Consider the following 19,742-nt stretch of genomic DNA (forward strand, 5'->3'; position numbering starts at 1 on the left):
CTCCATTGTGACGGGGCGGGACGGACCGGTGCGGGACGGGGCCGGGCACCCGCCGGTCGCGGGGTCAGCCGTTCCGGACGGCGGCGACGGCCTTCGCGTGGCGGGCGGCCTGGGCGCGTCCGGCGCGGGCCGCGGCGGCCCGATGGGCGGGGTCGAGCGCGTTGCGTCCGAAGGCCGCGCGGGAGTCGGCGTCGGGGGTGATCACCTCGACGCGGGCCCCCGCGGCGGCGAGGTCGGCGCCCTGCCGCTCCGGCGAGGGGATCACCTTGCTGCCGCGTCCGTCGGGGGCGAGGACGACGACACCCTCGTATCCGGCGGCGAGGTGGGCGTTGGCCGTGGAGTGGATGCCGCCGTCGATCAGCCGGCGCCCGCCGACGGTGGCCGGGGGCCAGAGGCCGGGGACGGCGCAGCTCGCGGTGACGGCGTCGGCCAGGGGGACGCCGTCGGTCGCGCCGTACGCGACGAGCTCGCCGGTGACGGCGTCGACGGCGGTCACGAGCAGCGGCCGGCCGGGCCACTCCGTGGCCGGTCCGAGCCGCCGGACCACGGTCTCCCGGCGGGTCGCCCCGTCGACGGTGCGGGACCCGAGGGCGAGCCGGCCGATCCTGCGTCCGTACTCCTCCGGGGTGCGGGAGCGCAGGACGGCGACGGCGTACCGCAGGAGCGTGGGGCCTCCGAGGCGCGCGGCGGGTTCCACGTCCTCGTCGCCGAGCTCCCGCTCGTACAGCTCGGGGAGGCCGATCGCGCCGAGCCGCGCCCCGACGACCGCGCCGGCGGAGCTGCCGACGACGAGGTCCGCCCCGGTCAGGTCGGTGCCGGCGTCGAGGAGTCCCCGCAGCACGCCGGTCTCCCAGGCGGCCCCGACCATGCCGCCCGCGCCCAGTACCAGTGCCGTCCGCCGCTCCGTCTTCTGCGTCATGTCCCCATTCTGGTCCGGCGGTTGGGGAGATCGGCGGGCGGGGTGAGGTTCTTGAGGGCCTCGCGGACGGAGAGGGGGGAGAGCCGGGATCCGTGGGCGGCGACGAAGGCGCGGACCTCGGCGGGGGCCGTCTTGGCGTACTCGCGCAGGCTCCAGCCGATCGCCTTGCGGACGAAGAAGTCGGGGTGGCCGGCGCGGCGCAGGCAGTGGCCGAAGAGGCGGTCCGCGTCGGTGGCCCCCTTGAAGCGGAGCTGGTGGAGGAGGGCGGTGCGCGCGACCCACAGGTCCTCGTCGTCGATCCACGCGTCCATCTCGGCGGCGAGGGCGGGGTCGGCCGCGACCAGGCCGCCGACGACGTGGGCCGCGAGGTGGTCGACCGTGTCCCACCAGGAGACGGTGGTGACGAGGCGGCGGGCGACGGGCAGGAAGCCGGAGGAGCAGCGCCGCACGTGGCGGCGGAGGTAGTCGACGGCGAAGTAGTGGTACTCGCGCTCGGGCAGCGCGAAGCAGCGCAGGGCGATCGCGGCGCAGTCGTCCTCGTCGGGGCGGGGGGTGCCGTCGAGGACGGTCCGGGACAGGGCCCGGCGCTCGGGCGTCCGCACCCCGAGGAAGGGCGCGACGCCCTTCATGTACGCGACCGTCTCCTGCGCGCGGAAGGGGTTCCCGGCGGCGGGGTAGAGGGCGGTGAGCCGTTCGAGGACGGTGTCGGCGAGGGCGCTGGCGGGTACGGAACCGACCCCCGTGAGGGGCGTCTCGGCCGGGGCGCCCGTGACCCCGGGGCCGACCGCCGGGGGCCTCCGGGTCGAGGCTCCTCCGGACGCGGCCCCGGCCGCCGGAGACCTCTCGGCCGGGGCTCTCCCGGGCGTGGGATCGGTCATCGCGGGATCCCTCCGGCGACGGAATCGGTCATGGGACGGGCCTCTCGGTCGCGGCGCGTTCCGGAATCCGGTCCGGACGGACATGACGCACATTACGGCGCTCCTACGCACCCGTCCGTTACTCTCCCCGAATGCTCGCTTCCGTGCCCCGGCCGCCGGGCTCCCTCGCCGCCCGCTGTTCCCGGGCCCTCCTCGCCCCCCGCTCGCGCCTCTCGCTGCTCGCGCTGCTGCTGCTCACGGCGGCCGTCCTCGTGGTGCTCTACGAGCCGCAGCGGCTGCTGGCCTCGGGCCGGCCGCCGCGGACGAGCGGCGCGGACGCGGTGCTGCTCTTCGCCCTGGCGTACGGGGTGTGCACGGCGGCCTTCGTGCCGCGCCCCGTCCTGAACCTGGCGGCGGGCGCGCTCTTCGGCTCGGCCGCCGGTCTGACGGGGGCGGTCGCGGGGACGGTGCTCGGCGCCGGGATCTCGTTCACCCTCGGCCGGTACCTGGGGCAGGACGCGCTGCGGCCGCTGGTGCGGGGCCGCTGGCTGACGGCGGCGGACGGGCAGTTGAGCCGGCACGGGTTCCGTTCGATGCTGGCGATCCGGCTGTTCCCCGGGGTGCCGTTCGCCGCGGCCAACTACTGCGCGGCGGTCTCCCGGATGAAGTACGTGCCGTTCCTCCTGGCGACGGGGATCGGTTCGGTCCCGAACACGGCGGCGTACGTGGTGGCGGGCGCCCAGGCCGGTTCGCCGGATTCGCCGGCCTTCCTCTTCTCCGCGGGCTTCATCGTCCTGTCGGGGCTCGGCGCCGCGGTGGTGGCCTGGCGCAAGCGCCACGGCCTGCGGGCTGCGGCTCCCGCGCGGGACGACGTGCCGGAGCCGGAGCTGGTGGCAGGAGCCCGCTGAGGTTTGCCGACGGCGTTCCGGGAGATATGGCGGGCGCTACCTCGTGTACATGCTCTGTCGGGGGATTCTTCACCTCTGGGCGGTACGCTGCGCACGACCTTCTGACCACACACGTACATAACGGGACGGCCCTGGCCCCATGAGTTGGTTCGAATCGTTCATCCTGGGACTCGTCCAGGGGCTGACGGAGTTCCTCCCCATCTCCTCCAGCGCGCACCTGCGCCTCACGGCGGCGTTCGCCGGCTGGCACGATCCGGGGGCGGCGTTCACCGCGATCACCCAGATCGGTACGGAGACGGCGGTCCTGATCTACTTCCGCAAGGACATCGTCCGGATCGTCTCGGCCTGGTTCCGTTCCCTCACCGACAAGTCGATGCGGTCCGACCACGACGCCCAGATGGGCTGGCTGGTGATCGTCGGCTCGATCCCGATCGGCGTCCTCGGCATCACGCTCAAGGACCAGATCGAGGGCCCCTTCCGGGACCTGCGGCTCATCGCCACCACCCTGATCGTCATGGGCGTCGTCCTCGGCGTCGCGGACCGGCTGGCCGCCCGGGACGAGATCGGCGGCCGCCACCGGGCGATCCGCGAGCGCAAGACGCTCAAGGACCTCGGCGTGCGGGACGGCCTGATCTACGGCGTCTGCCAGGCCATGGCCCTGGTCCCCGGCGTCTCCCGCTCGGGCGCGACGATCTCCGGCGGCCTGCTCATGGGCTACACCCGCGAGGCGGCGGCCCGCTACTCCTTCCTCCTCGCGATCCCGGCGGTCCTCGCCTCGGGCGCGTACGAGCTGAAGGACGCGGGCGAGGGGCACGTCTCCTGGGGCCCGACGATCTTCGCGACGATCATCGCCTTCGCCGTCGGCTACGCCGTCATCGCGTGGTTCATGAAGTTCATCACCACCAAGAGCTTCATGCCCTTCGTGATCTACCGGATCCTGCTGGGCATCCTGCTCTTCATCCTGGTCGGCACGGACGTCCTGAGCCCGCACGCGGGCGAGTCGGCGGGCTGATCGTCTCCCGCTCCTCTCCCGTCGGAGACACGAGTCACGTCGTCCGGGGGCCGGTTCTGTCAGTCCCGCCCCGTAGGCTTGTCCTCATGTCCAAGACCCCCGAGCCCGCCGCCCAGACCGCCGATCCCGCCGTCATCAACTGCCGGATCCGTGCTCTGCTCGGCCGCGGCGAGCTCACCGGGGCGGACCGCGAGGAGTACGCCCGGCTGCTCCTCGAGTGGGAGGCCGCGGTGCGCGCCGAGCAGGAGCTCGCCGCTTAGGCTCCCCGGCGCGGCGCCCGTACGGCTCCGGAGGCCCCCGTGCGTCAGGACGCCTGGGCCAGCGACTCCCGTACGACCCGCTCGCACAGTTCGTGGGTGAGCAGGGCGTCGCGGGCGCCCAGCACCCGGCCCTCGCGCACCGCGTCGAGGAAGGCGAGCACGGCCTGCTCGATGCCGCGCTGGCGGGCCACGGGCACCCAGTCGCCGCGCCGGCGGACGGTCGGCTGGCCCTTGTGGTCGACGACGTCGGAGAGGTTGAGGACCTGGCGCTTGGTGTCCCGGCCCGAGACCTCCAGGACCTCCTCGGTGGAGCCGTTCATCCGGTTCATCATGCCGAGGGCGGTGAACCCGTCGCCGGAGAGCTGGAGCACCACGTGGTGCATGAGCCCGTCGCGGACCCGGGCCCGCACGTCGACGTGCTCGACCTCGCCGGGCAGCAGGAAGCGCAGGGTGTCGACGACGTGGATGAAGTCGTCGAGGACCAGCGTGCGGGGGTCCTCGGGCAGGCCGATCCGGTTCTTCTGGAGCAGGATCAGGTCGCGCGGGTGGTCGAGGCACTGGGCGTAGCCCGGGGCGAAGCGCCGGTTGAAGCCGATGGCGAGGGAGACCGCGCGCTTCTCCGCGAGCTCCACGATCCGCTCGGAGTCGGCGTACTCGTAGGCGAGGGGCTTGTCGACGTACGTGGGGACGCCGGCCTCGACGAGCCGCTCGGCGATCTCGGCGTGCGCGGCGGTCGAGGCGTGCACGAAGGCCGCGTCGAGTCCGGCGGAGAGCAGCCCGTCGAGGGTGGTGTGGCGCCGGGCGGCGGGCAGGTGCAGGGTGTCGGCGACCCGCTCCAGGGTGGCGGGGGTGCGGGTCTGGAGGTGCAGTTCGACCCCGGGGAGGGTGGCGAGGACCGGGAGGTAGGCCTTCTGCGCGATGTCGCCGAGTCCGATGCAGCCAACCTTCACGGGTGTCTCCCTTGTCGTCGTTCGCCGGCCCCGCTCGTACGGGCCGTTCGCGCCGGTCAGCTTACGCGGGACGGGCCGGGGCGGGCCGGGCCGCCGGGCGGCCGCCAGTCGGCGATGCCGTCGAAGCCCCGCAGGAGGAAGCCGGGTCCGAGACGGGAGACGGCGACGACGAGGGCGGAGCGCAGGGCGACGGCCGGGCGGGCGGAGAGCATCGTGAGCGCTCCGGTGCGGGCGGCCTTGCGGACGACGGCGGTGGTGCGCGGCAGCCGGTCCGCCGTGTAGGCGGCGAGCGCGCGGCTCGGCGTGAACGCGGCGTCGGCGCACGCGTGGTGGGCGAGGACGACGGCGTCCTCGACGGCCTGGTTCCCGCCCTGGCCGAGGGACGGCATCATCGCGTGCGCGGCGTCCCCGAGGAGGGCCACCCTGCCCCGGTGGTACGCGGGCAGCGGGGTGATCAGGTGGTGCACGTCGTGCCGCAGGACCCGGTCGGGTGCGACGGCGGCGAGGAGCTCGGGCACCGGGTGGTGCCAGCCTTCGAAGAGGCGCAGGAGTTCGGCCCTCTCGTCGTCGGGCGCGCGGGCGCCCTCGGGGGCATTGGCCATGGCGTACGCGTAGACCCGGCCGTCCTTGAGCGGCTGGGTGCCCCACAACCGTCCGGCGCCCCAGGTCTCGTGCGGCGCGAAGGGGCGTGCGGGGGCGGGCACGACCATGCGCCAACTGGTGCGGCCGGAGTAGCGGGGGCCGGGGTGGCCGGGGAAGAGCGCCCGCCGGGTCGCGGAGTGGATGCCGTCGGCGGCGAGGACGAGCTCGGCCTCCCACTCCGTCTCCCCTCTCCCGGTCACGGCCGTGACGCGGGCCGGGCGTCGGTCGTCCCCCGGGTCCGTCACCGTGGCGGTCGTGCCGGTCCGGACGGTCCCGTCCGGGAGGGCGGAGGTGAGGATCTCCACGAGGGTGGCGCGGTGGAGGAGGACGAGGGGGCCGCCGAAGCGCGCGGCGGCGGCCGCCGCGTCGGTACGGACGAGCCAGCGGCCGCCGGGGGTCCGCATGCCACCGTCCCCCTGCCAGGCGGAGAGGGCGCGGACCCGGTCGCCGAGGCCGACGACGTCCAGGGCCCGCTGGGCGTTGGGCGCGAGGCCGATGCCGGCGCCGACGGGGGTGAGGTCGGCGGCCCGTTCCAGGACGGTGACCCGCCAGCCCCGCCGGTGCAGGGCGACGGCGGCGGTGAGCCCTCCGATGCCGGCTCCGACGACGAGGGCACGGCGCGCGTCGGGGCCGTCCGGGCCGGAGCCGTCTGCGTCGGGGCGGCTCGGGTCGGGGCGGCTCGTGTCGGCGCGGTGCTGTTCCATGGCTGCTCCCTCGGGGCGGGCGACCGTCGAACCGGAAACTACAGGTGTAGTGACCCCGGCACCACGACCGTACTACAGGTGTAGTGCCGCGGGGAGGGGCCGGTAGTAGGTTGTCCTCCATGACCGCGGTTCCCGACTTCCCCGCCTCGCGTGCCGACCGGATCGGCGACGCCGCCCTCGACCTGCTCGTCGAACGGGGGATGCGGGGCCTCACCCACCGGGCCGTGGACGAGCGGGCCGGGCTGCCGCAGGGGTCGACGTCCAACCACGCCCGCACCCGCCAGGCCCTCCTGGAGACGGCCGTGCGGCGCCAGGTCGAGCTGGAGTCCCGGGTCCTCACCCCGCACGAGATGCCGGGTCCGGACGGCGGCGGGGACGCGCTCGTGGACGCGCTGGCCCTCGCCCTGCACCGCTACCTCACCGACCACCGCCCGCTGCTCGTCTCCCGCTACGAGCTGGCCCTGGAGGCCACCCGCCGCCCCGAGCTGCGGAGCTTCTTCGACCGGGCGGGCGCGGTGTTCCACGACCCGCTGACCGCGATGATGGCGGCGGCCGGCTCGGCGTCCCCCGAACGGCACGCGCTGTCCCTGATCGCCTGGTCCGAGGGGCTGATGTTCTCCTGCGCGGCGGGCTCCTTCCACGCGTCCGTGCCGGGCCTCGCGGAACTGCGCACCGGAATCGACGAGTTGTTGCGCGGCATGCTCGGGGGCCCGCCCCGGTCCGCACCGGCGTGAATCCCCTGGCGCCGTCTCCCGGTCATGGGGGACGATGCCGGGCATGATCACCGAACAGAGCGACACCACCCCGCGCGTCTCCCCGTCCACCACCTCGGGCGAGCGCGAAGCGCTGGAGCAGTGGCTCGACTTCCACCGCGCGACCCTCGCGAGGAAGTGCGAGGGGCTGGACGACGCCCGACTGCGCACCCCCTCCGTCCCGCCCTCGGACCTCAACCTGCTCGGTCTCGTCCGGCACATGGCCGAGGTCGAGCGCGGCTGGTTCCGCCACACCCTGGCCGGCGAGGAAGCCCCCTGGATCTACTCGACGGAGGAGGACCTCGACCGGGACATCCACACCGGGGAGGGGGACACCTACGAGGAGGCCCATGCCACCTGGCAGGCCGAGATCGCCCACGCCCGCGCCCTGGCGGCGACCCGCGGCCTCGACGACCTGGGCGTCGGCAGGCGCCAGAACGGGGAGAAGTACAACCTCCGCTGGATCTACCTCCACATGATCGAGGAGTACGCCCGCCACAACGGCCACGCGGACCTGCTCCGGGAGCGGATCGACGGCGCGACCGGCGACTGAGGCGACCGGACCGCCGGGCCGCACGGCGGGTCAAGGGCGGACACGCGCCGGCTCACCCGTGCGGGGCATTCCCCGCCGGTAGGGGCGCGAAGATCACCGCCGGAGCAGCAGAGTGGCGCGGGTGCATGGAACCCGAACCACAGCGAAGATCCTGTTAGGGGCGGCGATGGCCGCCCTGACCGGCTGCGTCTCGGTCGACGCGCCACCGGCCGCGCCCGCCCCCGCCGCCCCGGCGGCGGAGCCCGTACGGCCCGGGAAGGACGTCGCACCGCAGATCGTCGACGGCCCGGCCCGCGAGGCCCTCGAAGCGGCGCTCCCCGCTCCCCCGCCGTCCGCGGCGGCCCCGCCGCTTCCGCGGGAGCCCCGCCCCGACCTCGTACCGCGACGACGGGAACAGCCGCGCGCGTCGGCCCGGCCGGCCCCGTACGGACCGGCCGCGCCGCCCGCCCCGTACGGACAGTGAGTCGGCGGTAGGCCCCCGGGGGGGCGCCCTCCCAGAGCGGTCGGCGGTCCCTCACTCCCCCCGCAGTCGCAGCTCCAGGCGCTCGATCGCGGCCCGTACCCCGTTCCCGTAGCCGTCGTCGTCGAGGTGGGCCGACGCCGCGCGGGCCAGGTCCAGATGGGCGCGCGCGGCGTCGGGTCGGTGGAGCTTGACGTAGTCGGCGGCCAGGTTGAGGTGGAGCGAGGGGTACAGCGCCCGGACCGCGGCCGACGCGTCGTGCGCGGCGAGCCGCTCGTCCGTGAGGTCCCCGGCCGCGCTCAGCGCCCGCAGGTCCCAGGCCAGCTCGGTCTCGGGGTCGTCCTGGGTGTCCGCCATGTAGTGCGCGAGGGTGCAGCGGTGCAGGGGGTCCCCGTCCGGGCCGATCTGCTGCCAGAGCGTCCCGAAGCGGTTGCGGGCCTCCTCGCGGTCGCCGCCGTGGAGCAGCATCAGGGTCTGCCCGATCCTGGTCATGACCCCGTCGTCCGACACCTGCTGCTGCTCGGTCACCGCGACCTCCACAAGATCACCACTGGGAGGGCCGACGCTAGCCGTCGCCGGCCCGGATCGGGCCGAGGCTCAGCCGAGGTCGGGGATGCGCCAGTCGATCGGCTCGTGGCCCTGGGCCGCCACGGCCTCGTCGATCTGCGTGAAGGGGTGCGATCCGAAGAACTTCTTCGCCGACAGGGGCGAGGGGTGGGCGCCCTTCACCACCACGTGCCGCTCCTCGTCGATGAGCGGCAGCTTCTTCTGCGCGTAGTTGCCCCACAGGACGAAGACGGCCGGGTCGGGGCGCGAGGCGACCGCGGTGATGACCGCGTCCGTGAACTTCTCCCAGCCCTTGCCCTTGTGCGAGTTCGCCTCGCCGGCGCGGACGGTCAGCACGGCGTTGAGCAGGAGGACGCCCTGCTCGGCCCACGGCATCAGATAGCCGTTGTCCGGGATCGGGAGGCCGAGCTCGGCGTTCATCTCCTTGTAGATGTTCCGCAGGGAGGGCGGGGTCTTCACGCCGGGGCGGACCGAGAAGCAGAGGCCGTGGCCCTGGCCCTCGCCGTGGTAGGGGTCCTGACCGAGGATCAGGACCTTCACCTTGTCGTACGGGGTGGCGTCGAGGGCGGCGAACACCTCGTCCTTCGGGGGGAAGACCGGTCCCTTGGCGCGCTCCTCCTCGACGAACTCGGTGAGCTGCTCGAAGTACGGCTTCTGCAGCTCCTCGCCGAGAACACCCCGCCAGGACTCGGGCAGCATGCTGGTGTCGGTCACGGTCAACAACCTCCGGTGGACGTTCCTGTCTACGTCCCAGAACCTACCGGGGGCCACTGACAGCGGCCCCCGCAGGCCTTCCGGTACCGGCTACCAGCTCGCCCGGCGGTGCAGCTCCCACATCTGCATGACCGTCTGCGGGTCGAGGGCGCGCTCGCCGCCGCCGATGTCCTCGCGGGCCGCGATGTAGAGCTTGCCCTGCCACAGGGGCAGCAGCCGGACGTCCTTGACCATGATCTCCTGGGCCTCCACGAACTCGTCCGTGACGGTTCCGCGGTCGCTCTGGCGGCGGGACTTCGGGAGGATCTGGTCGGTGATCCGGGGGCTCAGGTAGGGCGTGCCGAGGACGTTCTCCTTGCCCACGAAGGGCGCGACGAAGTTGTCCGGGTCCGGGAAGTCGGGGAACCAGCCGCGGCCGAAGACCGGGTACTCGCCCTTCTGGTAGGCCGCCTGGTACTCCGTCCAGGGCTTGCCCTGGAGGGTGACCCGGAAGAGCCCGGACTCCTCGAGCTGCCGCTTGAGCTCCTTGAACTCGGCGGCCGTCGAGGAGCCGTAGCGGTCCGTGGTGTACCAGAAGGTCAGCTTGACGGGCTCGTCGATGCCGGCCTCGCGGAGGATCTTCTCGGCCTTCTCGGCGCTCGGCGTGCCGAAGCGGTCGAAGAACTGGGTGCCGTGGGCCGCGATGCCCTTGGGCACCATGGAGTACAGGGGCTCGGCGGTGCCCTGGTAGACCCGGTCGACCAGTTCGTCGCGGTCGACGAGCTGGGCGATGGCCTTGCGGACGGGGAGCTTGGCGACCGAGGGGTCCTGGGCGTTGAAGACGAGGTAGCGGATGTCGGTGCCGGTCGACTCGACGAGCTGGAGGCCCTGGTTCTCGGGCTTGTCGTCCTGGAGGGAGACGACCTCCTCGGCGGTGAGGCCGCGGTAGGTGGCGTCGATCTCCTTCTTCCGGAGCGCCGCGACCATCGCCTCGGACTCCTTGAAGTACTTGATGGTCACCCCCCCGTTCTTGAGGTGCGCGAACCCCTTGTACGTGGGGTTCTTCGTCAGCTCCGCCGACTCGCCCTCGGTGTAGGAGTCGAGGACGTAGGGGCCCGAGCCGCTGACCTTGCCGTCCTTCGAGCGGAGCCGGTCGGCCGGGTAGTCGGCCGGGTCCACGATGGACATGGCGGGGGTGGCAAGGACGAACGGGAAGGTGGCGTCCGGCTTGTTGAGGCGGAAGACGACCGTGCGGTCGCCGACGGTCTCGATCTTGTCCAGGGAGCCCAGCATGCCGTTGGGGCCGCCCTTGTGGTTGATCGTGCGGATGCGCTCGATCGAGTACTGCACGGCCTTGGCGTCCAGCTTGTGCCCGTTGGAGAACGTGAGGCCGTCGATGAGCTCGCACTCGAAGACCCGGCTGGCGGTGTCCGTGAACTTGCAGTCGGCGGCGTCCGACTGCGGCGTCGTGCTGCCCGTCGGGAAACTCACCAGGGTCTGGAAGACATTCCGGAAGAGCTCCCAGGCATTGTCCCAGGACGCGGCTGGATCAAGCGTGGAGGGAGAACTCGTCGTGCCGACCACGAGTCTCTGATCCCCGGCGGATTCACTGTCCGAAAAGACACCGCATCCGGTCACCAGGGATATGGACACAAGGGCTGCAGCCGCCTGCAGACTGGTCCGGTTGAACACGTGCACGCTCCTCGTTCAGCCATGGGTCGGCCGACGATACCGCAGCACCCCGTCAGGTCAATGTTCGAGCCCGACGGGGCACTTGAGTCATTCGAGGCAGAACCGGGGTCAATCCGGACACGAATTCCGGAAAGTGTCCGGTTATCGGTCACCCGACTCCGGCGTTCAGGAAAATCCCGCCGTCGACGACGAGCGTCTGGCCGGTGATCCACTCCGACTGGGAGGAGGTGAGGAAGGCCGCAGCACCGCCGATGTCGGCCGGCTCGCCGAGTCGGCCGAGCGGATAGGAGGCGGCGGCCTCCGCCTCGCGGCCCTCGTAGAGCGCCTGCGCGAATTTCGTCTTGACGACGGCCGGGGCGATTGCGTTGACCCGTACGACCGGCGCGAATTCGTGCGCGAGCTGAAGGGTCAGATTGACCATCGCGGCCTTGCTCATTCCGTACGCCCCGATGAAGGGCGAGGCGGATACGCCGGCGATCGAGGCGATGTTCACGATCGCGCCGCCGTTGTGCTTCTGCCAGGCGTGCCAGGTCCGCTGGGCGAAGCCGAGCGCGGAGATCACATTCGTCTCGAAGACCTTGCGGGCCACATTGAGATCCAGGTCCGCGATGGGGCCGAAGACCGGATTCGTACCGGCGTTGTTGATCAGGAAGTCCACCCGGCCGAAACCGTCCATAGCCGCCTCGACGGCGGCGGCCTGGTGGGCCTCGTCGTGGGCCTTGCCGGGGACGCCGATCGCCCGGTCCGCGCCGAGGCGCTCCACGGCCTCCTTGAGGGCCTCCTCGCCGCGCCCGGTGATGACGACCCGGTCGCCGCGGGCGACCAGGGCCTCGGCGATGCCGTAGCCGATGCCGCGGCTCGCCCCGGTGACCAGGGCGACCTTGCCGGACGGCTCCGGCGGTTCCTGCGTGCTCATGTCCGTCTCCTCCTGCTCGTGTCGCTGCCGGTCGTCAGTTGAGGGGGCCGCCGGCCACGTACATGACCTGGCCGGAGACGAAGCCGGCGTCGTCGCCCGTGAAGAACGCGATCGCGTTCGCGACGTCCTCGGGGCGGCCGACCCGCTGCACCGGGATCATGGAGGCGGCGGCGGCCTGGAACTCCTCGAAGCCCATGCCGACGCGCTCGGCGGTCTGCGCGGTCATCTCGGTGACGATGAAGCCCGGGGCGACGGCGTTGGCGGTGACGCCGAACTTGCCCAGCTCCTTGGCGAGGGTCTTGGTGAAGCCCTGGAGACCGGCCTTGACGGCCGAGTAGTTGGCCTGGCCGCGGTTGCCGAGCGCCGAGGAGGAGGAGAGGGAGACGATCCGGCCGAAGCCCGCGTCCACCATGTGCTTCTGACAGGCCTTCGCCATCAGGAAGGCACCCTTGAGGTGCACGTTCATGACGAGGTCCCAGTCCGACTCGGACATCTTGAAGAGCAGGTTGTCGCGGAGCACGCCCGCGTTGTTGACGAGGATCGTCGGCGCTCCGAGCTCGGCGGCGACGCGCGCCACGGCGGCCTCCACCCGGGCGCCGTCGGAGACGTCGCAGCCGACCGCGAGGGCGGTGCCGCCCGCGGCGGTGATCTTCTCGACGGTGTCCTTGCAGGCCGCCTCGTCGAGGTCGAGTACGGCGACGGCGCGGCCCTCGGCCGCGAGGCGGATCGCGGTGGCCGCGCCGATGCCCCGTGCGGCACCCGTGACGACGGCTACGCGCTGCTCGGTGGTGGACATGCTTGGTTCTCCTCGCCCTTGGATCGTCCCTGGTGGCGGCCGGACCGTCGTCCGCTCCTGCGCCCCGCACATGAGCGACCGCTTAGTATCGTCCGCAGACGAGACGCTAGAAGCCCTGGCACCCGGTGTCAACGGCCCATCGGGTGCACCTGGTCACCCTCCGTCCGGGGGCGGACCCTCAGCGCACGAGGAGATCGAGCAGGCGTTCCACCTCGGCCTCGGGATCGGCGGTGAGGCCCGTGTGCACGGGCCCCGGCTGCACGACCGTGGAGCGCGGCGCGATCAGCCAGCGGAAGCGGCGCCCCGCGTCGTCGCGCGCGGCCTGCCCGGCCGCGTCCCCGCCGAGGCAGACCCCCTCGACGGCCCGGAGGGCCGCGCGCACCCCGGTCACGTCGGCCGCCGGGTCGAGCACGGTCAGCTTGGCCTCGTCGAGGTGCGTGCGGGCGGCCACGAAGGAGCGGGCGCGGCAGTAGACGACCACGCCCGCGTTGAAGCACTCGCCGCGCTCGACGCGCGGCACCACGCGCAGCAGCGCGTACTCGAAGACGTCACGGTCGCTCACGTGGTGCCGTCCTTCTCGGTGGCCTTCTCGGTGGCCTTCTGGGTGGGGTGCGGCCGGGGCGCGAGGCGGTCGGCGAGCCAGCCGGGCGGCTGCTGGGGCCGGCCCTCGGTGCGCGGTCCGAGCGTGATGCGCTCGTGGATGGTGGCGGCGCGGGGCAGCAGCGCCTCGACGTAGGCGGCGCGCACCTCGTCCGCGCCCGTGAAGCCGGGCTCGTCGAGGAGCCACTCGTCGGGCACGTCGGCGGCGACCTCGTCGAGGAGCTCGCGGGTGACGAGCGGCGCGAGCTCGGCGGCCGCGGCGGCCACGTCGGGCGCGAAGGGGGCGAGCGCGTGGTCGGAGGCGTCGTACGGCTTGGCGGCGGAGGCGGCGGCCCCCGGCCAGTTGTGGTGCCAGATCATGGTGGCGCCGTGGTCGATGAGCCACAGGTCGCCGTGCCAGACGAGCATGTTCGGGTTGCGCCAGGACCGGTCGACGTTGTTGACGACGGCGTCGAACCAGACGACCCTTCCCGCCTCGGCCGGGTCCACCTCGTACGCCAGCGGGTCGAAGCCCAGCGACCCCGGCAGGAAGTCCATGCCCAGGTTGAGCCCGCCGCTCGCCTTGAGCAGCTCCTGCACCTCCTGGTCGGGTTCGGAGAGCCCGATGACGGGGTCGAGCTGGAGGGTGACGAGCTCGGGCACCCGCAGCCCGAGCCGGCGGGCGAGCTGCCCGCAGATCACCTCGGCGACCAGGGTCTTGCGTCCCTGTCCCGCGCCGGTGAACTTCATGACGTACGTGCCGAGGTCGTCGGCCTCGACGATCCCGGGGAGCGAGCCGCCTTCACGCAGGGGCGTGACATAGCGGGTCGCTATGACCTCTTCCAACACTTTCCCAGGCCACCCATCTCTTCAGCCCTACAGTCCATGAACGCGTTCTCCGGGGCGCGGGGGCGGGAGCGCCGGTCGGCGCCGCTCCCCTCACCACCGCATTCCGGCACGAAACGAGGATAGTGACCTGAGGTGATCGCCGGCGCAGGGCGTCCGGATCGCCGGATGGGGCCCACGACGGAATCCCCGGCTTCCGGTGGGTGCGGGGCGGGGCGGGGGGAGGCGAAGCACCGCGGCAACAGTGCGGCAACGAACTCTTGGTCTCGCGTGCATGGATCGCGGGCGGGTGCGGTCGTAGCGTCGGGTCCGCCGCCTTCGTCGCTCCGCACCCAGCCGAGAGGGTTAATGTCATGGACACGTCCAAAACGTCCGGTCCCAGCCGCCGGGGGGTGCTGGCCGGCGCCGCGGCCGTCGCCGCCGGCGCCACCGTTCCCGCGTTCGCCGCGCCCGCCCGGGCCGCCGCGCGGCCCAACGTGCTGCTGATCGTCACCGACGACCAGCCCAAGCAGACCGAGTGGGCGACGCCGAAGACCGTCGCCTGGCTGGCGGAACAGGGCGTGCGGTTCACGAACGGGCACGCCACCACGCCGCTGTGCGCGCCGTCGCGCTCGTCGGTGTTCTCCGGGCGGTACGCGCACAACCACGGGGTGCGGAACAACGGGGCGTCGCGTTCGCTGGACCAGCACACCACGCTGCAGCGGTACCTGAAGCAGGCGGGGTACCGGACGGGGCTGTTCGGGAAGTACCTCAACTCCTGGGACCTGACCGAGGCTCCGCCGCACTTCGAGGAGTTCGCGCTGCTCAAGCCGTCGTACGTGGACGGGACGTTCAACGTGGACGGAACCGTGCGGACCGTGCCCGGCTACACGACCACCGTGGTGAAGAACCGCACGCTGGCGTTCCTCGACAAGTCCCGCACGGACACACGGCCCTGGTTCGCGTACGTCACCCCGTACGCCTCGCACGGGCCCAACACCCCCGAGTCCAAGTACGCCGGCACCGACGTGCCGGCCTGGGACGGGCGTCCGTCCGTGCCCGAGACGGACCGCAGCGACAAGCCCGCGTACGTCCGCGACGCGACGCAGACGCTCGCGGACGGCCGGCTGACGCGGGCCAAGCAACTGCGCACGCTGCGTTCGGTGGACGACGCGGTGGGGGCGTTCCGCGACAAGCTGGCGGCACTGGGGCAGTTGGACAACACGCTGGTGATCTACATCGGTGACAACGGCTTCAACTGGGCCGACCACGGGCTCGGGGGCAAGGGCGTGCCCTACCGGCCCGCCCACGAGGTGCCGTTCTACCTCTCCTGGCCCGGCGGCGGTCTCGGCGGCGGTACGACCGACAACCGGATCGTGGCGAACATCGACATCGCGCCGACCGTGCTCGACGCGGCCGGGATCACGCCGGACACGCCGCACGACGGACGCTCGTTGCTCGGCGGGCACTCCCGCGACCACCTGCTGATCGAGTGGTGGAGGCAGGGCACGGGCACGGAGGGGCAGAACACCTGGTCCTCGTACGTCGCCGAGGACCGCCAGTACACGGAGTACTACGAGCTCCACACGGACGCCGCGGGCAACGTCGGCGGGACGGGCCGGGTCACGTTCCGTGAGTACTACGACCTGGACGCGGACCCCCACCAGTTGAGCAACAGCCTCCACCGGGCGACGCCCGCGCAGGAGAAGGCGCTCGGCATCCCGGGACTCGCGGCCGCGCTGGCCGCGGACCGCGAGTCCTGAGTCGTGTCACCAGCGGGACGGCGCCGGCGGTGCGACGACCGGAGGGCGGTCGTCGCAGGTGAGGGTGTTCGGCAGCATCCACGGGGCGAGCCAGCCGCCGTCGTTGCCGCCGAGGTCGGTCAGGGCGAACTCCGATCCCGTGGCCGGGAAGTCGAAGGAGCCGCAGTTGTTGACGCCGACGGCCCCGACGTTGCGGGCGTCGACGTTCTCGAAGGTGGCCGAGCCCTTCACCCGGGCGCTGAGGACGGAGTTGCCGGTGCCGTCGACGCGGACGTCCTTGAAGTGGACGGCCGGGACGGCGACCCGGTCCTTCACCCCGTACTCGCTGACCAACATGATCGCGTTGTGGGTGGAGTCGAGGTAGTGGTCGCCGGTGACGCGGACGTCGGCGTCGATGCTCCGGTCCAGGGCGTAGAACCAGATGGCGCCGAGGCCGATCTTCCAGTTGAGGTCGAGGGTGCCGGCGCGGACCGTGGTGTTGCCGGTGAAGCGGAGGGTGCCGGTGAAGGGTTCGGCGCCGAAGCGGGAGCCGGCGTGCAGGCCGCTGCCCTCCCGTACGGGGTCGGCCACGAGGTTGCCGCTGACGGTGTTGTCCTCGCCGCCGTAGATCGCGATGCCGTTGGCGAGGGTCGGGGACTGGACGGTGTTGCGGGAGAAGGTGTTGCGGGCGTCGGCGGTCGTGTCCGACCACATGGCCAGGCCGTCGTCGCCGGTGTTGCGGACGAAGTTGTCGTGGACGAGCGAGTCGGTGACGCCGGTGTGGAGGTTGAGGGCGTCGGCGATCTGGTCGGTGATCACGTTGTTCGTGACCTTCACGTTCGCCATCGGGCCGTCGAACCAGAGGCCGACCTTGGTGCGGTGGAGGTGGAGGCCGTCGATCGTGGAGTCGCTCATGGCTCCGCCGATGGCGTTGACCTGGTCGGTGTCGATCCGCTCGCGCACGTCTCCCTCGATCGCGAAGCCGCGCAGGTGCACGTTACGGCTGCCGCCCTCGGCGGCGCTCCTGCCGTAGAGGCCGACGCCGGTGTGGCGGGAGCCGTCGGGCGCGGGCTCGGCCAGGGTGACCTGGCGGCCCTTGAGGATCGTGTGCCAGTTGCCGGCGCCGACGATCGTGACGTCGTCGACGACGACGTGCCGGTCGATCCGGAAGGTGCCCGGCGGCAGGTACACGGGCCGGTCGACGCGCCGGGCGAAGGCGATGGCGCGCTCGACGGCGGGGGCCGCGTCGCGGCGGCCGGTGGGGTCGGCGCCGAAGGCCAGGACGTTCACGCCGCCGCGCTCCACGTGCGGCGGGGCGACCAGTTCGGTGTCGAGGAGGTCGATCACGGTCCAGGCGGCGGGGCTGCCGGCCGGGACGGTGAGGCGGACCCGGTCCCCGGCGCGGTACGTACGGCCGAGGAGGAGGCGCTGCTCGTCGTAGAAGTGGGTGGGCCGGAAGGGCTTGGTGATCTCCGGGGCCGGCGTGGTGGCGGCCGGGACGCAGGCGCACTCGGTGATCCACCAGTCGGGGTGGAGGAGGCCGGCGCGCGGGTCGTTGCTGAAGGGGTACTGGTTGTAGAGCCAGGAGTACTGGGAGGTCAGCGTCATCGTCGTGCGGTGGCGCCCGTCGACGGCGACGTCGAGCGGGGCGGTGATGCCGCCGCCCCCGGGCGCGTCGGGGATGCTGTAGCGGACGGTGAGGGCGTTGGCGTTCCGCGGCAGGACGAACTCGACGTGCTGCCCGGCGGTCAGCCGCACGGCGGAGCGTCCCGACGCCTCGGAGGGGAGCGTGTACGGGGTGCGGTCCGGTCCGATGACCGTGCCGTCGGTGGCGGCGTTCTCCGCCTCCTGCTCGTCGAAGGCCACGGTGGCGCCGCGGCCGGCGACGAGGTCGGGGGCGAGGGCGGCCCGGGTGACCACGGGGCCCCGGGCGGCCGGTCCCCGGCCCCCGGTTCCCGCCGCGGCCACGCCGTCGAGGAGCAGGCTCGCGCCCAGGGCGAGGGCGGTGGCCACCAGGGCGGCTCTCCGGCCGCCTCGTGCGCCGCGTCCGGATCGGCTCGGACTCATGTCGGGCTCACTTCCGTCGGAGGTGGTGCGGGCGTCGCCCGGACACGGGGCCCGGGCCGTGGGAGCGGCGGGCCCGGTGCGCGGCCCCGTGGCCGGGGGCGCGCACCGGGCGTCCCGCCGTGGGCGGCGCGGTCAGGTGCGCAGCCAGACGGCGGTGTCCGTGGGGAGGGAGCCGTCCGCCGGCAGCGGCTCGCTGGACAGCAGGACCTCGGCGTGCGGCGGGAGGTCCACGGGGGCGCCGGAGAGGTTCACCACGCACCGGAGGTCCTCCGCGCGGGCGAAGGCCAGGACCCCCTCGGGCGACGGCAGCCAGCGCATGGGGCCGTCCCCGAGCGCGGTCTCGGCCCTGCGCACCCCCAGTGCCGTGCGGTAGAGGGCGAGCATCGAGCCCGGGTCGGCGGTCTGCCGGTCGACGGCGTGGCGGCCCCAGTCGGCCGGCTGCGGCAGCCACGGTTCCGTACCGGCGTGCGTGCCGAATCCGTACGCGGGTGCCTCGGCCTCCCACGGGAGGGGGACGCGGCAGCCGTCGCGGCCGGGGTCGGTGCCGCCGGAGCGGAAGTGCATGGGGTCCTGGATGCGGTCGAGCGGGACGTCGGCCTCGGGCAGGCCGAGTTCCTCGCCCTGGTAGAGGTAGACGGAGCCGGGCAGGGCGAGGGTGAGCAGGGCGGCGGCGCGGGCCCGGCGGGTGCCGAGCTCCAGGTCGGTGGGGATGCCGAAGCGCTTCTTGGCGAAGTCGAAGCCGGTGTCCTCGCGGCCGTAGCGGGTCGCGGTGCGCGTCACGTCGTGGTTGCAGAGCACCCAGGTGGCGGGGGCGTTGACGGGGGCGTGCTCGGCGAGGGTGTCGTCGATGGTGCGGCGCAGCCGGTCCGGGTCCCAGGGGCAGGCGAGGAAGTTGAAGTTGAAGGCGGTGTGCAGTTCGTCGGGGCGCAGGTAGCGGGCGAAGCGCTCGGCGTCGGGCAGCCAGACCTCCCCGACGAAGACGCCGCCGTACTCGTCGGCGACGGCGCGCCAGGAGCGGTAGACGTCGTGGATCTCGTCGAGGTCGATGTACGGGTGCGGGTCGACGCCCTCGGTGAAGTCGCGGAGGTCGGGGTCCTTGGTGAGGAGGGCGGCGGAGTCGATGCGGACGCCGGCGACGCCGCGCGCGAACCAGAAGCGCAGGATGTCCTCGTGCTCGCGGCGGACGTCGGGGTGGGCCCAGTTGAGGTCGGGCTGTTCCGGGGTGAAGAGGTGGAGGTACCACTCGCCGTCGGGGACCCGGGTCCAGGTGTTCCCGGAGAACTGCGAGGGCCAGTCGTTGGGAGGGAGTTCACCGTGCTCGCCGCGGCCGGGGCGGAAGTGGAAGCGTTCCCGTTCGGGGCTGCCGGGGCCGGCGGCGAGGGCCTGTCGGAACCAGGCGTGCTGGTCGGAGACGTGGTTGGGGACGATGTCGACGATGACGCGCAGGCCCAGTTCGGCCGCTTCGGCGATGAGCTTCTCGGCCTCGTCGAGGGTGCCGAAGGCCGGGTCGATGGCCCGGTAGTCGGCGACGTCGTAGCCGCCGTCCACCATCGGGGAGGCGTACCAGGGGGTGAACCAGAGGGCGTCGACGCCGAGTTCGGCGAGGTGGGGCAGTCTCGCCCGGACGCCCGCGAGGTCTCCGGTGCCGTCGCCGTCGCCGTCGGCGAAGCTGCGCGGGTAGACCTGGTAGATGACGGCGTCGCGCCACCAGTCGTCGGTGCGGGGCGGATGAGGGGCTGCCACGGGACGGTCCTTTCGGGCAGGGCGGTTCTTCGCCGCCGGCCCTGACAGCGGGGCGGCAAGGGGGCCGGCGGCGAAGGCTTATGGGGTGCGGGCTCGTGACGGGGC

Annotated in this window: 20 protein-coding genes; 7 read left to right on the top strand and 13 right to left on the bottom strand. The window is 72.9% G+C overall.

Features of this window, described 5'->3' with window-relative positions:
* Positions 1–64 precede the first annotated feature (64 nt).
* Both ACFYNX_RS28375 and ACFYNX_RS28380 read right to left on the bottom strand, forming a co-directional pair.
* The gene (locus ACFYNX_RS28375) at positions 65–919 is read right to left on the bottom strand and encodes a patatin-like phospholipase family protein (protein ID WP_388665361.1); all 855 of its coding nucleotides are present in this window, start codon (positions 917–919) and stop codon (positions 65–67) included.
* Positions 916–1,797, bottom strand: a complete 882-nt coding sequence (locus tag ACFYNX_RS28380) for a DNA alkylation repair protein (protein ID WP_388665363.1) — start codon at positions 1,795–1,797, stop codon at positions 916–918. Before ACFYNX_RS28380 ends, ACFYNX_RS28375 begins: the two co-directional genes overlap by 4 nt.
* 131 nt (positions 1,798–1,928) lie before the next feature.
* Between ACFYNX_RS28380 and ACFYNX_RS28385 the strand changes: the two genes are divergently transcribed.
* From ACFYNX_RS28385 to ACFYNX_RS28395, 3 genes are all read left to right on the top strand, one after another.
* Positions 1,929–2,684: a TVP38/TMEM64 family protein gene (locus ACFYNX_RS28385; protein WP_388665365.1), complete on the top strand. Its 756-nt coding sequence runs from the start codon at positions 1,929–1,931 to the stop codon at positions 2,682–2,684.
* Between the two features lie 139 nt (positions 2,685–2,823).
* Positions 2,824–3,696, top strand: coding sequence for an undecaprenyl-diphosphate phosphatase (locus tag ACFYNX_RS28390; RefSeq protein WP_388665367.1), 873 nt, complete (start codon positions 2,824–2,826; stop codon positions 3,694–3,696).
* Between the two features lie 86 nt (positions 3,697–3,782).
* Positions 3,783–3,956, top strand: coding sequence for a hypothetical protein (locus ACFYNX_RS28395; protein ID WP_185893328.1), 174 nt, complete (start codon positions 3,783–3,785; stop codon positions 3,954–3,956).
* A gap of 44 nt (positions 3,957–4,000) precedes the next feature.
* On the opposite strand, the gene ACFYNX_RS28400 is transcribed toward ACFYNX_RS28395, so the two are convergent.
* Positions 4,001–4,906 (bottom strand): Gfo/Idh/MocA family protein, encoded by a 906-nt coding sequence (locus ACFYNX_RS28400; protein ID WP_388665369.1) that lies wholly within the window; start codon positions 4,904–4,906, stop codon positions 4,001–4,003.
* A gap of 56 nt (positions 4,907–4,962) precedes the next feature.
* Complete coding sequence (locus ACFYNX_RS28405; protein ID WP_388665371.1) at positions 4,963–6,252, bottom strand: FAD-dependent monooxygenase; 1,290 nt, start codon at positions 6,250–6,252, stop codon at positions 4,963–4,965.
* Between the two features lie 119 nt (positions 6,253–6,371).
* Between ACFYNX_RS28405 and ACFYNX_RS28410 the strand changes: the two genes are divergently transcribed.
* The 3 genes from ACFYNX_RS28410 (at position 6,372) to ACFYNX_RS28420 (ending at position 8,020) form a co-directional block, all read left to right on the top strand.
* Positions 6,372–6,986 (top strand): TetR/AcrR family transcriptional regulator, encoded by a 615-nt coding sequence (locus ACFYNX_RS28410; protein WP_388665373.1) that lies wholly within the window; start codon positions 6,372–6,374, stop codon positions 6,984–6,986.
* A gap of 34 nt (positions 6,987–7,020) precedes the next feature.
* A complete protein-coding gene (locus ACFYNX_RS28415; protein WP_365547636.1) occupies positions 7,021–7,557 on the top strand; it encodes a DinB family protein in 537 nt (178 codons plus the stop codon).
* A 166-nt stretch (positions 7,558–7,723) separates the two neighbouring features.
* Positions 7,724–8,020 carry a hypothetical protein gene (locus ACFYNX_RS28420; RefSeq protein WP_388665375.1) on the top strand — a complete coding sequence of 99 codons (297 nt, stop codon included), beginning with the start codon at positions 7,724–7,726 and terminating at the stop codon, positions 8,018–8,020.
* Between the two features lie 51 nt (positions 8,021–8,071).
* On the opposite strand, the gene ACFYNX_RS28425 is transcribed toward ACFYNX_RS28420, so the two are convergent.
* The 7 genes from ACFYNX_RS28425 to ACFYNX_RS28455 all read right to left on the bottom strand — a co-directional run bounded on the left by ACFYNX_RS28425 (position 8,072) and on the right by ACFYNX_RS28455 (position 14,109).
* Positions 8,072–8,545: a hypothetical protein gene (locus ACFYNX_RS28425; protein WP_365547631.1), complete on the bottom strand. Its 474-nt coding sequence runs from the start codon at positions 8,543–8,545 to the stop codon at positions 8,072–8,074.
* Between the two features lie 69 nt (positions 8,546–8,614).
* The gene (gene ung, locus ACFYNX_RS28430) at positions 8,615–9,298 is read right to left on the bottom strand and encodes a uracil-DNA glycosylase (protein WP_125660780.1); all 684 of its coding nucleotides are present in this window, start codon (positions 9,296–9,298) and stop codon (positions 8,615–8,617) included.
* A 90-nt stretch (positions 9,299–9,388) separates the two neighbouring features.
* Positions 9,389–10,969, bottom strand: a complete 1,581-nt coding sequence (locus ACFYNX_RS28435; RefSeq protein WP_388665377.1) for an ABC transporter substrate-binding protein — start codon at positions 10,967–10,969, stop codon at positions 9,389–9,391.
* 148 nt (positions 10,970–11,117) lie between these two features.
* A complete protein-coding gene (locus ACFYNX_RS28440; protein ID WP_125660785.1) occupies positions 11,118–11,885 on the bottom strand; it encodes an SDR family oxidoreductase in 768 nt (255 codons plus the stop codon).
* 34 nt (positions 11,886–11,919) lie between these two features.
* Positions 11,920–12,681, bottom strand: coding sequence for a 3-oxoacyl-ACP reductase FabG (gene fabG / locus ACFYNX_RS28445; RefSeq protein WP_125660788.1), 762 nt, complete (start codon positions 12,679–12,681; stop codon positions 11,920–11,922).
* Between the two features lie 178 nt (positions 12,682–12,859).
* Positions 12,860–13,243 (bottom strand): DUF3037 domain-containing protein, encoded by a 384-nt coding sequence (locus ACFYNX_RS28450; protein ID WP_030214460.1) that lies wholly within the window; start codon positions 13,241–13,243, stop codon positions 12,860–12,862.
* Positions 13,240–14,109, bottom strand: a complete 870-nt coding sequence (locus ACFYNX_RS28455; RefSeq protein ID WP_388665380.1) for a HipA family kinase — start codon at positions 14,107–14,109, stop codon at positions 13,240–13,242. The genes ACFYNX_RS28450 and ACFYNX_RS28455 overlap by 4 nt, the downstream gene beginning before the upstream one ends.
* A 350-nt stretch (positions 14,110–14,459) precedes the next feature.
* On the opposite strand from ACFYNX_RS28455, the gene ACFYNX_RS28460 reads away from it, so the two are divergent.
* On the top strand, positions 14,460–15,848 hold the full coding sequence (locus ACFYNX_RS28460; protein ID WP_388665381.1) for a sulfatase: 1,389 nt from the start codon (positions 14,460–14,462) through the stop codon (positions 15,846–15,848).
* Between the two features lie 6 nt (positions 15,849–15,854).
* On the opposite strand, the gene ACFYNX_RS28465 is transcribed toward ACFYNX_RS28460, so the two are convergent.
* Both ACFYNX_RS28465 and ACFYNX_RS28470 read right to left on the bottom strand, forming a co-directional pair.
* On the bottom strand, positions 15,855–17,894 hold the full coding sequence (locus ACFYNX_RS28465) for a glycosyl hydrolase family 28-related protein (protein ID WP_388665383.1): 2,040 nt from the start codon (positions 17,892–17,894) through the stop codon (positions 15,855–15,857).
* Between the two features lie 132 nt (positions 17,895–18,026).
* A complete protein-coding gene (locus tag ACFYNX_RS28470; RefSeq protein WP_388665385.1) occupies positions 18,027–19,637 on the bottom strand; it encodes a glycoside hydrolase family 13 protein in 1,611 nt (536 codons plus the stop codon).
* Between the last annotated feature and the right edge of the window lie 105 nt (positions 19,638–19,742).

It is taken from the genome of Streptomyces sp. NPDC007872, from assembly GCF_042868165.1.
Lineage (GTDB): Bacteria > Actinomycetota > Actinomycetes > Streptomycetales > Streptomycetaceae > Streptomyces.